The sequence below is a fragment of the Mycolicibacterium chitae genome (assembly GCF_900637205.1).
GTDB classification, from domain to species: Bacteria; Actinomycetota; Actinomycetes; order Mycobacteriales; family Mycobacteriaceae; genus Mycobacterium; species Mycobacterium chitae.
Window position 1 is genome coordinate 747195 of sequence record NZ_LR134355.1, and the last position, 13010, is coordinate 760204.

The 13010-nt window shown below is 69.0% G+C and carries 13 protein-coding genes; 10 read left to right on the forward strand and 3 right to left on the reverse strand.

What is annotated here, in order from left to right:
* Window positions 1–76 precede the first annotated feature (76 nt).
* Window positions 77–1288 (forward strand): acetyl-CoA C-acetyltransferase, encoded by a 1212-nt coding sequence (locus EL338_RS03540; RefSeq protein WP_126332465.1) that lies wholly within the window; start codon window positions 77–79, stop codon window positions 1286–1288.
* 19 nt (window positions 1289–1307) lie between these two features.
* Complete coding sequence (locus EL338_RS03545) at window positions 1308–3458, forward strand: 3-hydroxyacyl-CoA dehydrogenase NAD-binding domain-containing protein (protein ID WP_126332466.1); 2151 nt, start codon at window positions 1308–1310, stop codon at window positions 3456–3458.
* Between the two features lie 50 nt (window positions 3459–3508).
* On the opposite strand, the gene EL338_RS03550 is transcribed toward EL338_RS03545, so the two are convergent.
* A complete protein-coding gene (locus EL338_RS03550; protein ID WP_126332467.1) occupies window positions 3509–3934 on the reverse strand; it encodes a pyridoxamine 5'-phosphate oxidase family protein in 426 nt (141 codons plus the stop codon).
* Between the two features lie 67 nt (window positions 3935–4001).
* Here EL338_RS03550 and EL338_RS03555 point away from each other — a divergent pair, with 67 nt between their 5' ends.
* The 4 genes from EL338_RS03555 to EL338_RS03570 all read left to right on the forward strand — a co-directional run bounded on the left by EL338_RS03555 (window position 4002) and on the right by EL338_RS03570 (window position 7336).
* Window positions 4002–4994, forward strand: a complete 993-nt coding sequence (locus EL338_RS03555; RefSeq protein ID WP_126332468.1) for an LLM class F420-dependent oxidoreductase — start codon at window positions 4002–4004, stop codon at window positions 4992–4994.
* A 169-nt stretch (window positions 4995–5163) separates the two neighbouring features.
* Window positions 5164–5577, forward strand: a complete 414-nt coding sequence (locus EL338_RS03560) for a Zn-ribbon domain-containing OB-fold protein (protein ID WP_126332469.1) — start codon at window positions 5164–5166, stop codon at window positions 5575–5577.
* An 11-nt stretch (window positions 5578–5588) separates the two neighbouring features.
* Window positions 5589–6734 (forward strand): thiolase family protein, encoded by a 1146-nt coding sequence (locus EL338_RS03565; protein WP_126332470.1) that lies wholly within the window; start codon window positions 5589–5591, stop codon window positions 6732–6734.
* A gap of 128 nt (window positions 6735–6862) precedes the next feature.
* On the forward strand, window positions 6863–7336 hold the full coding sequence (locus EL338_RS03570) for a VOC family protein (RefSeq protein WP_179967158.1): 474 nt from the start codon (window positions 6863–6865) through the stop codon (window positions 7334–7336).
* A 1-nt stretch (window position 7337) separates the two neighbouring features.
* Here the strand turns inward: EL338_RS03570 and EL338_RS03575 are convergent, their stop codons facing one another.
* Complete coding sequence (locus EL338_RS03575) at window positions 7338–8987, reverse strand: DNA repair helicase XPB (protein WP_126332472.1); 1650 nt, start codon at window positions 8985–8987, stop codon at window positions 7338–7340.
* A 7-nt stretch (window positions 8988–8994) separates the two neighbouring features.
* Window positions 8995–11262, reverse strand: coding sequence for a helicase-associated domain-containing protein (locus EL338_RS03580; protein ID WP_126332473.1), 2268 nt, complete (start codon window positions 11260–11262; stop codon window positions 8995–8997).
* 64 nt (window positions 11263–11326) lie between these two features.
* Here EL338_RS03580 and EL338_RS03585 point away from each other — a divergent pair, with 64 nt between their 5' ends.
* From EL338_RS03585 to EL338_RS03600, 4 genes are all read left to right on the forward strand, one after another.
* Entirely contained in the window at window positions 11327–11521 is a 195-nt protein-coding gene (locus EL338_RS03585) for a hypothetical protein (RefSeq protein ID WP_126332474.1), read from the forward strand.
* 62 nt (window positions 11522–11583) lie between these two features.
* The gene (gene moaC / locus EL338_RS03590; RefSeq protein WP_435404967.1) at window positions 11584–12009 is read left to right on the forward strand and encodes a cyclic pyranopterin monophosphate synthase MoaC; all 426 of its coding nucleotides are present in this window, start codon (window positions 11584–11586) and stop codon (window positions 12007–12009) included.
* The gene (locus EL338_RS03595; protein ID WP_126332476.1) at window positions 12006–12485 is read left to right on the forward strand and encodes a MogA/MoaB family molybdenum cofactor biosynthesis protein; all 480 of its coding nucleotides are present in this window, start codon (window positions 12006–12008) and stop codon (window positions 12483–12485) included. Before moaC ends, EL338_RS03595 begins: the two co-directional genes overlap by 4 nt.
* Window positions 12482–12907 (forward strand): molybdenum cofactor biosynthesis protein MoaE, encoded by a 426-nt coding sequence (locus EL338_RS03600; RefSeq protein ID WP_126332477.1) that lies wholly within the window; start codon window positions 12482–12484, stop codon window positions 12905–12907. Before EL338_RS03595 ends, EL338_RS03600 begins: the two co-directional genes overlap by 4 nt.
* Window positions 12908–13010 lie beyond the last annotated feature (103 nt).

Consider the following 13010-nt stretch of genomic DNA (forward strand, 5'->3'; position numbering starts at 1 on the left):
GGGACTCCCCTCCGCTGCGGGCCGCCGGTCTCGGTGACCCGCAGAACCCAACCTGAACAGGACCTGGAGCAACTACATGTCCGAAGAAGCCTTCATCTACGAGGCCATTCGCACACCGCGCGGCAAGCAGCGGGGCGGGGCACTCAACGAAATCAAGCCCATCAGCCTGGTCACCGGCCTGATCGACGAGATGCGGTCGCGCTATCCGGATCTGGACGAGACGCTGATCAGCGACGTCATCCTCGGCGTGGTCTCCCCGGTGGGGGATCAAGGTGCGGTGCTCGCGCGCACGGCGGTGCTGGCCTCGGGGATGCCCGAGACCACCGGCGGTGTGCAGCTCAACCGGTTCTGCGCCTCCGGCCTGGAAGCGGTCAACATGGCCGCGCAGAAGGTGCGCTCGGGCTGGGACGACCTGGTCTACGCCGGCGGCGTGGAGTCGATGAGCCGCGTGCCGATGGGCTCCGACGGTGGGGCCTGGGCCAGTGACCCGGACACCAACTACACCGTGGGTTTCGTCCCGCAGGGCATCGGTGCGGACCTGATCGCGACCATCGAGGGCTTCTCCCGTGAGGACGTCGACGCCTACGCCGCGCGTTCGCAGGAGCGTGCCGCCGCAGCGTGGTCGGGTGGCTACTTCGCCAAGTCGGTGGTTCCGGTGCGTGATCAGAACGGTCTGGTCGTGCTGGACAACGACGAGCACATGCGCCCCGGTTCCACCGTGGAGAGCCTGGGCAAGCTCAAGCCCGCCTTCGACACCGTCGGTGCGATGGGCGGCTTCGACGATGTGGCGCTGCAGAAGTACCACTACGTCGAGAAGATCAACCACGTCCACACCGGGGGCAACTCCTCGGGGATCGTCGACGGTGCCGCGCTGGTGCTCATCGGCAGCGAGAAGGCCGGCGCCTCGCAGGGGCTGACCCCGCGGGCGCGGGTCGTGGCGACCGCGACCAGTGGTGCCGATCCGGTGATCATGTTGACCGGTCCAACCCCGGCCACCCAGAAGGTGTTGGATCGCGCGGGCCTGACGGTCGATGACATCGATCTGTTCGAGCTCAACGAGGCGTTCGCGTCGGTGGTGTTGAAGTTCCAGAAGGATCTGAACATCCCCGACGAGAAGCTCAACGTCAACGGTGGCGCCATCGCGATGGGCCACCCGCTGGGCGCCACCGGCGCCATGATCACCGGAACCATGGTCGACGAGCTCGAGCGTCGCGGCGCTCGGCGTGCGCTGATCACGCTGTGTGTCGGCGGCGGTATGGGTGTGGCCACCATCATCGAGCGCGTCTAGAGAACGAGAGCCTGAGAAAATGACAGTTGAGAACACTATTGCGTGGGACAAGGATGCCGACGGCATCGTCACGTTGACGTTGGATGATCCGACCGGATCGGCCAACGTGATGAACGAGCACTACAAGGAATCGATGCACAACACCGTGCAACGCCTTGTGGCCGAGAAGGATTCGATCACCGGTGTGGTCATCACCAGCGCGAAGAAGACCTTCTTCGCCGGCGGCGACCTCAAAGGCATGATGACCGTGGGCCCCGACGACGCGGAAGCGTCGTTCGCCGAGGTCGAGTTCATCAAGGCCGACCTGCGCCAGCTGGAAACCCTTGGGGTTCCGGTGGTTGCGGCGATCAACGGCGCGGCCCTCGGTGGCGGCCTGGAGATCGCCCTGGCCTGTCATCACCGCATCGCCGCCGACGTGCGCGGCTCGGTGATCGGCCTGCCCGAGGTCACCCTGGGCCTGCTGCCCGGCGGTGGCGGCGTGGCCCGCACCGTGCGGATGTTCGGCATCCAGAAGGCGTTCATGGAGGTGCTGAGCCAGGGCACCCGGTTCAACCCGGGCAAGGCCAAGGAGATCGGCCTGGTCGACGAACTCGTCGGCTCGGTGGACGAGTTGGTGCCGGCCGCCAAGGCCTGGATCAAGGCCAACCCCGAGGCCCACACCCAGCCCTGGGATGCCAAGGGCTACAAGATGCCCGGCGGCACCCCCGCCAGCCCGGCGCTCGCGGCGATCCTGCCGTCGTTCCCGGCGCTGCTCAAGAAGCAGCTCAAGGGTTCGCCGATGCCGGCACCGCGCGCGATCCTCAACGCCGCGGTCGAGGGCGCCCAGGTCGACTTCGACACGGCCAGCCGCATCGAGAGCCGCTACTTCACGTCGTTGGTGACCGGCCAGACCGCCAAGAACATGATCCAGGCGTTCTTCCTGGACCTGCAGGCCATCAACGGCGGCGCGTCGCGCCCCGAGGGCATCGCCAAGCAGGACATCAAGAAGATCGGCGTGCTGGGCGCGGGCATGATGGGCGCCGGTATCGCCTACGTGTCGGCCAAGGCCGGCTACGACGTTGTGCTCAAGGATGTTTCGCTCGAGGCGGCCCAGAAGGGCAAAGCCTACTCCGAGAAGATCGAGGCCAAGGCGCTCAAGCGTGGCAAAACCACCGAGGAACGATCTGCTGCGTTGCTTTCTAAGATCACCCCGACCGCCGATGCCGCGGACCTCAAGGGTGTGGACTTCGTCATCGAGGCCGTGTTCGAGAACCAGGAACTCAAGCACAAGGTGTTCCAGGAGATCGAGGACATCGTCGAGCCGAACGCGCTGCTGGGGTCCAACACCTCCACGCTGCCGATCACGGGTCTGGCCACCGGCGTCAAGCGCCAGGAGGACTTCATCGGGATCCACTTCTTCTCCCCCGTCGACAAGATGCCCCTCGTCGAGATCATCAAGGGCGAGAAGACTTCCGACGAGGCGCTGGCCCGGGTGTTCGACTACACGCTGGCCATCAAGAAGACCCCGATCGTCGTCAACGACAGCCGCGGCTTCTTCACCAGCCGCGTCATCGGCACCTTCGTCAACGAGGCGCTGGCCATGCTCGGCGAGGGCGTCAACGCCGCCAGCATCGAGCAAGCCGGTGCCCAGGCCGGCTACCCGGCCGCGCCGCTGCAGCTGTCCGACGAGCTCAACCTCGAGCTCATGCAGAAGATCGCCACCGAGACCCGCAAGGCGACCGAGGCGGCTGGCGGCACCCACGAGGCGCACCCCGCCGAGGCCGTCGTCAACAAGATGATCGAGATCGGTCGTCCGTCGCGGCTCAAGGGTGCGGGCTTCTACTCCTACGTCGACGGCAAGCGCGTCGGCCTGTGGGAGGGGCTGGCCGAGACGTTCAACTCCGGCAGCTCGGATATCCCGCTGCAGGACATGATCGACCGCATGCTGTTCGCCGAGGCCCTCGAGACCCAGAAGTGCCTCGACGAGGGCGTGCTGACCTCGACCGCCGACGCGAACATCGGCTCCATCATGGGCATCGGCTTCCCGCCGTACACCGGTGGTAGCGCGCAGTTCATCGTCGGCTACCAGGGCGAGCTCGGCGTCGGCAAGGAAGCCTTCGTCGCCCGCGCCAAGCAACTGGCCGAGCGTTACGGCGAGCGCTTCAACCCGCCGGCGTCGCTGACCAAGTAGCAACAACCGCAAGACGCCCCCCGACCGACGGTCGGGGGGCGTCTTCGTCGCTAGAACCCGCCCAGGTCGGCGGAGAGCCAGTGCTGCGGGCGCATCCAGATCACCACGGATTCCCCGTGTTCGCGGCGCGCCATCTCGAGGTAGGGCGCCACGGCCTCCGGTGGCAGATAGCGCTCGGTCACCTCGACGAGCATCTCGTCGGTCCCCGGCTCGATGCGGCTGACGGGTCCGTCGACGGCGACGTAGCGGACGGTGGGCTCGACGCGATCGACCATCAGGGAGAAGTGCCCGGTCGCCTCGATCAGCCGGTGTTTTCGGGAGCCTGCGCCGGTCAACACCCACGGCTCGGCACCGGGGCGGTACTGGTACCAGACGGGCACCGTCAGGGGCCCGCGCTGATCGCCGGCGGCCACCGACAACGCGGCGACGTGCGGCTCCGACAGGAACTGTTCGCGTTCTTCTTTGGTGAGAGCCATCACCTCAGGGTAGGTCTGTCGGTGTCGAGGTTCCGAGGTTCGGCGCAGAGGGGTACGGTCATGCTCCATGCGCTTCGGATTGTTCATCCCGCAGGGCTGGCGACTCGATCTGGTGGGTATTGATCCCGCCGAGCAGTGGGCGGTGATGCGCGAGCTTGCGCAGTACGCCGACAACACCCCGGCGTGGGACTCGCTGTGGGTCTACGACCACTTCCACACGGTGCCGACGCCGACTGCGGAGGCCACGCACGAGGCGTGGTCGCTGATGGCGGCGTATGCGGCGAGCACCTCGCGGATCAAGCTCGGGCAGATGTGTACCGCCATGAGCTACCGCAACCCGGCGTACCTGGCGAAGGTCGCCGCGACCACGGACATCATCTCCGGCGGTCGGGTCCAGATGGGGATCGGCGGCGGCTGGTACGAACACGAATGGCGCGCCTACGGATACGGTTTCCCGTCGGCCGGCGTGCGGTTGGCCCGCCTCGACGAGGGCGTCCAGATCATGCGCGATGCCTGGCGCGACGGTGTGGTCAGCATCGACGGCAAGCACTATCAGGTCGACGGAGCCATCGTCGAGCCGAAACCGCTGCAGGACAACGGTATTCCGCTGTGGATCGCGGGCGGCGGCGAGAAGGTCACGCTGCGCATCGCCGCGAAGTACGCCCAGTACACCAACTTCACCTCCGAACCCGAGGGGTTCGAGCGCAAGTCGCAGATCCTGGCCGACCACTGCGCCGACGTCGGCACCGACTTCGATGCCATCGTCCGCTCGGCCAACATCAACGCGTTCTTGGGCTCGTCGGACACCGAGGTCAAGGAGCGGATGGCGCGCGTGCACGCCCGGATCAGCGGCCTGACCGGCGATGCCGCGGCCGACGCGATGATCAACTCGATGAAGGGCCCGCAGTCCGGTAGCGGCACGCCCGCGCAACTCATCGACGCGCTGGGCCGGCTGCGCGACCTCGGCTGCGAGTACGTGATCTGCTACTTCCCCGAGGCGGCCTACGACCGCTCGGGCGTCGAACTCTTCGAGCGCGAAGTCATCCCCGCCCTCACCTGACCCGGTCCAACCCCTCAGCGCGAGCGGGCGCGTCCCCGGCCGGCACGCCGTCGGATCCCTGTAGTTTGGGCACCCTCGCGCTTAGGAGAATGGGCTTTCCGCTTTTCGTCAACAGTATTGTACGATTCCGAAAGCGCATTATTGGTCACGACTGCGGAGGATCTGGTTCATGCAGAAAGCGCTCGCGCCCGAGATTTCGACCTGGCCTGACGAGAACCCGCAGCTGATCGGAAGCCAGTGCGGCAACTGCTCGGCCACCGTGTTCCCGGTGCAGGATCACTGCCCGAAGTGCAGCAGCGCCCAGATGTCCGAGACGCTGCTGCCGCGCCGCGGCACCGTGGTCGCCTGGACCACGCAGGGCTTCCCGCCCGGCGCCCCGTACGCCGGCCCGACGGGCAAGGACTTCGTGCCGTTCGGGGTGGGCCTCGTCCAGCTGGGCGACGTGATCCGCGTCGAGGGCCGGCTCACCGAGAACGACCCCGCCAAGCTGAAGTTCGGCCAGGAGGTCGAACTCACCATGATCCCGTTCACCACCGACGCCGACGGCAATGAAGTCGTCACGTTCGCGTTCCAGCCGGTCTGAGGAGCACTTCGATGACTAATGACGTTGCCATCATCGGCGTCGGCCTGCACCCGTTCGGCCGGTTCGACAAGCCCGCCGTGCAGATGGGCGCCGAGGCCATCCGGCTGGCGCTCGCCGACGCCGGGGTCGAGTGGAAAGACATCCAGTTCGGCTTCGGCGGCAGCTACGAGGTGTCCAACCCCGACTCGGTGACCCGCCTGGTGGGCCTGACCGGCATCACCTTCACCAACGTCTTCAACGCCTGCGCCACCTCGGCGAGCGCCATTCAGCAGACCGCGGACACCATCCGGCTGGGCAAGTACGACATCGGCGTGGCCGTCGGCCTGGACAAACACCCGCGCGGTGCGTTCACCGACGACCCGGCCAAGCTGGCCCTGCCGCAGTGGTACGCCGAGAACGGCCAGTTCGTCACCACCAAGTTCTTCGGCATGAAGGCCAACAAGTACCTCCATGACCACAACATCAGCCAGGAGACCCTGGCCCGGGTGGCCAACAAGAACTTCCGCAACGGCGAGCTGAACCCGAATGCGTTCCGGCGCAAGCCCATTTCGGTCGAGGAGATCCTCAACTCGCCGGCCCTGAACTACCCGCTGACGCAGTACATGTTCTGTGCGCCCGACGAGGGTGCCGCCGCGGTGATCATGTGCCGCGGCGACATCGCGCACAAGTTCACCGACAAGCCGGTGTACGTGCGCGCCAGCGAGATTCGCACCCGCACCTTCGGCGCCTACGAGGTGCACGCCACCTCGGCCCCGCTGGATTCCGATCCCGCGCCCACGGTGTACGCCGCCAAGGCCGCCTATGAGATCGCGGGTATCGGCCCCGAGGACGTCGACATCGCGCAGTTGCAGGACACCGACGCCGGCGCCGAGGTCATCCACATGGCCGAGACCGGCCTGTGCAAGGACGGTGAGCAGGAGAAGCTGCTGGCCGACGGCGCCACCGAGATCGGCGGCTCCATCCCGGTGAACACCGACGGCGGTCTGATCGCCAACGGTGAGCCGATCGGCGCCTCCGGTCTGCGGCAGATGCACGAACTCGTGCGTCAGCTGCGCGGCGAGGCCGGCGATCGCCAGGTGCCGGGGCAGCCCCGCGTCGGCCTGGCTCAGGTGTACGGCGCGCCCGGTACCGCCTCGGCGACCATCCTCTCGCTCTGACACCTCTCGCACGAACGTGCGCAGACCCGGCCGGCACAACGGCGTGTCGGCCGGGAACGCGCACGGTCGCGCTGTTGTTGGTTGCTGTCGGGCGATGAGTTTTCGGCGCCGCGCCGGTCGGTATGGGCATGCTGAAAATCACCCCCTGCCTCTGGTTCGACAACAACCTCGAAGAAGCCGCCGAGTTCTACACCTCGATCTTCCCGAACTCGTCGGTCGAAACCCTCGGACGCGCCACCGAAGCGGGACCCGGCGAACCCGGCGACCTGCTCTACGGCACCTTCGTGCTGGACGGCAACCGATTCCTGGGCATCAACGGCGGCCCGGCCTTCGCGTTCTCCGAGGCGGTGTCCTTCGAGGTGCGCTGCGCCGACCAGGCCGAGGTCGACCACTACTGGTCCCGCCTGGTCGACGGCGGCGAGGAGTCCCAATGCGGCTGGCTGAAGGACCGCTACGGGCTGAGCTGGCAGATCGTGCCCAACCGGCTCTACGAGCTCATCGAACACCCGGACCGGGCGATCGCCACGGCCGCGACCACCGCGATGTACGGGATGCGCAAGATCATCGTGGCCGACCTGGAGGCCGCGGTGGCGAAGCTGTAGCTCAGATCGCGGGGCCGAGCAGGTCGTCGGCGTCCTGGATCAGGTAGCCGTAGCCCTGTTCGGCCAGGAACCGCTGCCGGTGCGCGGCGTACTCGGCGTCGAGGCTGTCGCGGGCGACCACCGAGTAGAAGATCGCACCGCCGCCGTCGGCCTTGGGGCGCAGCAGCCGGCCGAGGCGCTGGGCCTCCTCCTGCCGTGAGCCGAAGGTGCCCGAAACCTGTACGGCCACTGCGGCTTCCGGTAGGTCGATGGAGAAGTTCGCCACCTTGGAGACGACCAGCGTGCGGATCTCGCCGGTGCGGAACGCGTCGAACAGCGCCTCGCGTTCGGCGGTCTTGGTGGAGCCCTGGATGATCGGGGCGTCCAGTTCCGTGCCGAGTTCCTCGAGCTGGTCCAGGTAGGCGCCGATGACCAGCGTCGGCTCCTTGGGGTGGCGGTCCAGGATCGACTTCACCACCGCGATCTTCGAGTGCGCCGTGGAGCACAACTTGTAGCGCTCCTCGGGTTCGGCCGTGGCGTACAGCATCCGCTCGTTGTCGGTGAGGGTCACTCGGACCTCGATGCACTCGGCCGGCGCGATCCAGCCCTGGGCCTCGATGTCCTTCCACGGCGCGTCGTAGCGCTTCGGGCCAATCAGGCTGAACACGTCGCCCTCACGGCCGTCCTCCCGGATCAGGGTGGCCGTGAGCCCCAGCCGGCGCCGCGACTGCAGGTCGGCGGTCATCCGGAACACCGGCGCGGGCAGCAGGTGTACCTCGTCGTAGATGATCAGGCCCCAGTCCCGGCTGTCGAACAGCTCGAGGTGCTTGTACTCGCCCTTGGTGCGACGGGTGATGACCTGGTAGGTCGCGATGGTGACCGGCCGGATCTCCTTGCGCTCCCCGGAGTACTCGCCGATCTCCTCCTCGGTCAGCGAGGTGCGGGCGATCAGTTCGCGCTTCCACTGCCGGCCCGCCACGGTGTTGGTGACCAGGATCAGCGTCGTCGCGCCCGCCTTGGCCATCGCGGCCGCGCCGACCAGCGTCTTGCCGGCACCGCAGGGCAGCACCACCACGCCCGAGCCGCCGGCCCAGAACGACTCGGCGGCCATCTCCTGGTAGTCGCGCAGCTCCCAGCCGTCCTGATCCAGCGCGATCGGATGCGCCTCGCCGTTGACGTAGCCGGCCAGATCCTCTGCGGGCCAACCGATCTTGAGCAGCATCTGCTTGACGCGGCCGCGCTCGCTGGGGTGCACCACCACGGTGTCGTCGTCGATGCGGGCGCCCAGCATCGGGGCGATCTTCTTGTTGCGCAGCACCTCTTCGAGCACCGCGCGGTCCAGGCTCACCAGCGTCAGCCCGTGCACCGGACTTTTGATCAGCTGCAGCCGCCCGTACCGCGCCATGGTGTCGACGATGTCGACCAGCAGCGGCTGCGGCACGGCGTAGCGGGAGAAGGTCACCAGCGCGTCGACCACCTGCTCGGCGTCGTGGCCGGCCGCGCGGGCGTTCCACAACGCCAGCGGGGTGATGCGATAGGTGTGGATGTGCTCGGGGGCGCGTTCGAGTTCGGCGAAGGGCGCGATGGCGGCGCGTGCGTCGTTGGCCTGCTCGTGGTCCACCTCGAGCAACACAGTCTTGTCGGACTGCACGATCAGGGGTCCGTCGGTCATATACGCATTATCCCGACTCCGCCGACATGACCGAGGTCACTCGGTGGACGGCGAACTCGCGCACCCGCCCGGCGGCCGTGTCGAACGCGGTCAGCTGCCCGCCGCGCACATGGATGGGCGACACCACCCGCTGGGTGGAGACCCCCGCGGCGTCGGTGTAGCCGAGCAGCACCGTGCTCTGGTGCAGCGCGGCCTGCTGCAGCAGGGCGATCGCCCGCGACGGGTCCAGCCGGCCGCCGCCGGCCGCGCCGTCGTGCACCTTGCGCAGGACCGAGACGATGGCCGTCAGGGTGTCCCGGTTGGGCAGATTGAGCGCCGGCCGGTAGAGCCGCCGGTACGGCGGCACGGGGATCCGGCCGCTGCGGGTGCGCAGGTCCACGATGGTGCCGGTGGAGTCCTCGGCGGCCGGTGCCAGGCCCGAGGAACGCAGTGCGGCCAGCACGTCGGCGATCGGGGCCTGCGAGACCGCGACGGTGGGCGCCAGCAGACGCAGGTCGAGCTTGGCGACGGCGGGGGCGGCCACGGCCTGGGCCAGCAGCGTCGGGTCCTCGCAGCGCACGAACGACGCCGCGATGCCCACCCGCAGCTGACCGTGGCGGCGCGCGACGTCGTCGATCAGATAGGTCAGTCCCTGCGGCACCGGCGTCTTGGAGTGTTTGGCGAAGAACGCGTGCAGCTGACCGGGGGTGCGGCCGGTGTCCAGGGCGCGGCGGATGGACGGCTCGCCGACCCGGTACACCATGGCCGCGCCGGCGGACTCGACGTCGGCGACGGCCGACAGTTCCTCGGCGAGATCGCGGTCCAGCGGTCCGGGCACCACCACGGTGAGGTCGGCCTGCACCAGGAAATGGTCGATGGGGGCGGGCAGCGCCTTGGTCATCGCCGCGATCGCGGCCTCCGGATCGTCGGAGAGCAGGGCGCGCGCCGGGGAGGTGATGGCGCCGCGCCCCAGCAAACCGACCGCGTGCGCCTCCTCGAGCAGCTGCGCGACGGGTCCGGGCTGCAGCCGGGCCGACCAGCGGGGCCGTCGCCAGATCATCGCCCGCGATGCCTCCGCGGCGTCCACCGACGTGCCGGTGTCGAACTCGGCCAGCGTGCTCAGCAACAGCCGACGATCCAGCGGGGCCGCGGTCGAGTACAGCGAGTCCGACAGCGCCGCAAAGGGTTTGCCATCGGGCCCGCGGTGTCCGATCAGGCTGGGTCGCGCGGGCAGGTCCTGCCACGTGCTCGCCAGCAGGTGCCACCGCTCGGCGGCCGGGGCCTCGACGAAGCGGTCGGCGGCCACCGTCGGCGCCCAGAACGGTCCGTCCGGGCCGTCCTCCGGCTCGGGGTCGGGCATGCCGTTGGCGATGAGGCCGGCCCCGGACGCGATCTCGAGGATCAGCGCCAGGCGGCTCTCGGCGATGCCGGTCTGCTTGGCCAGCCGCTTCATCTCGCGGATCCCGAGCCCGCCGCTGCGCAGCTCCGGTACCGGGGTGGCGCCCAGGGTCTCGATCACCACCTCGAGCTCGCGCAGCAGGTCGATGATGGCGCCCGCCCCGGCCGCGTCGACGGCCTTCTTGGTCACCGGCTTGGCGGCGACGACGGGTTGGGGCGCGGTGAACTCGGCGGGTGCGGGCGCTTCGCCGCGCAGCAGCTGGCCGACCTGACGCGGCAGGATCACGGTCTCGTGGTCGACCTGGCGCAGCAGGCCGGCGGCGAGCAGACGCTGCACCGGCCGATCCGGCGGCGTCCCCGGCGCGGCGTCGCGGGTGCGACCCACCGGCGAACCGTCCAGCAGCCGGTCCAGCAGGTCACGCTGGGGCGCGTCGAGCGTTTCGAGCAGCGCGGTGAGCTCGGCGGGATCGGTGACGGAATCCTCCAGCACGACCTGGCCGGGGTACCAGGGCAGGCCCGCGGAGGCCTCGGCGACCACCCGGACCGCCGCGGCGTCGCCCCACGCCAGCGCCCGGTCGCGCAGGTCGTCCAGGGCGGTGTGGACGGCGTCCTTGGGGGCCCGATCGCCGATGAGCGCGACGAGCTTGCTGACGGGGACCGGCGCGGTGTCGGCCTGCAGCACCAGCAGCGCGTCGAGCACCGCCAGATGCAGAAAGTCCAGGTCATCGGTGGCGGCCTTGACCGATTGGCGCGCCTGCGCGCGCGCCGCGAGCGCCGAAATGCTGCCCGGCGGCGGCTGGGCGAGGTCCGGTCGCCGCTCCAGCAGCCGGATCAGCCGCTCGTCGGGCGAGTCGGCCAGCCAGACGCCCAACGGCACGCCTGGGGTGTGTTCGGTCATCGTGACCAGGGTAAAGCAGCCACCATGACGCACGAAGATTCCATGACCTGTCACAATGACACTCGTGGCTGACATCGCGAAGACCAGCAAGGGCCGCTACGTCGATCCCGGCTGGCCGACTACCGACCCCGACGACCATGCCGTGTCCGAGCTGGCGACCGACCGCACCGGGGCGCTGTCCCCGTTCGGCGAGATCACGTTCCCGGTGCCCGCTGAGGAGCTGCCGTACGTGCATCCGATCACCGTCATCAACAGATAGCGATGGTCCGGGGCCCCGGTTCCCAGCCGCTCTCGCACCTCGATGAGCGGGGAGCCGCCCACATGGTCGACGTCAGCGACAAGGACGTCACCAAGCGCACCGCCCTCGCCTCGGGCGTGCTGCACACCACCGCCGAGGTCATCGACCTGATCTCGGCCGGCGGGCTGCCCAAGGGCGACGCGCTGGCCACCGCCCGGGTGGCCGGCATCCTGGCGGCCAAGCGCACCAGCGATCTGATCCCGCTGTGCCACCATCTGGCGCTCACCGGCGTCGACATCGAGTTCGAGGCGGCCGACGCCGCGGTGACGGTGACCGCCACCGTGCGCACCACCGACCGCACCGGCGTCGAGATGGAGGCGCTGACCGCGGTGAGCGTCGCGGCGCTGACCGTCTACGACATGATCAAGGCCGTGGACCCGGCGGCGCGCATCGACGACATCAAGCTGCTCACCAAGGCCGGTGGCCGTACGGGAGAATGGCGTAGGTGACCCGCACCGGCCGAATCATCATCGCCTCCACCCGCGCCGCCACCGGCGTCTACGACGACCGCAGCGGCCCGTTGATCTCCGAATGGTTTGTCCAACAAGGATTTTCCGAACCGGAGATCGTCGTGGTGCCCGATGGGGATCCGGTCGGCCGCGCGCTGCGGATCGCGGTCGACGACGGCGTGGATCTGGTGATCACCTCCGGCGGCACCGGCATCTCACCCACCGACCAGACGCCGGCGCAGACCGCGGCCGTGCTCGACTTCGAGGTGCCCGGCCTGGCCGAGGCGATCCGCCGCGCGGGACTGCCGAAGGTGCCCACCGCGGTGCTGTCCCGGGGCGTGTGCGGGGTCGCCGGTCGGACGCTGATCGTGAACCTGCCGGGCTCGCCCGGCGGGGTGCGCGACGGCCTCGGGGTGCTCACCGAGGTCGTGCCGCACGCCCTGGAGCAACTCGCCGGGAAGGACCATCCGCGATGATCGCTGTGCTGCGCGCCGCGCTGACCGAGACGCCCATCCTGTTGTCCGAGCACGAGGCGCTGGTGGCCCACGAGGCCGCCGGTGCGGTGGTCGGCTTCGCCGGGGTGGTGCGCAACCACGACGGCGGCCGGCAGGTCCTGCGCCTGGAGTATTCCGCGCATCCGCTGGCCGAGCAGACCATGGCCGAGGTGCTGGCCGAGGTGGCCGCGCAGGCCCAGGGCGTGCGCGCGATCGCCGCCAGTCACCGGGTGGGGCCGCTACAGCTCGGCGACGCCGCCCTGGTCGCCGCCGTGGCCGCCGACCATCGCCGGGCCGCCTTCGAGGTCTGTGCGCTCCTGGTGGACACGATCAAGGAGCGGTTACCGGTGTGGAAGCACCAGTTCTTCGCCGACGGCACCGACGAGTGGGTCAACTGCGCCTGAGCGCACCGCGCCGCGCTTGAGCACACCGCGCCGAAAACGCACTCAGGGTCGTGACCCCGTGGGGATCACGACCCTGAGTGCGTTTTGGTCGAAACTGAACCCG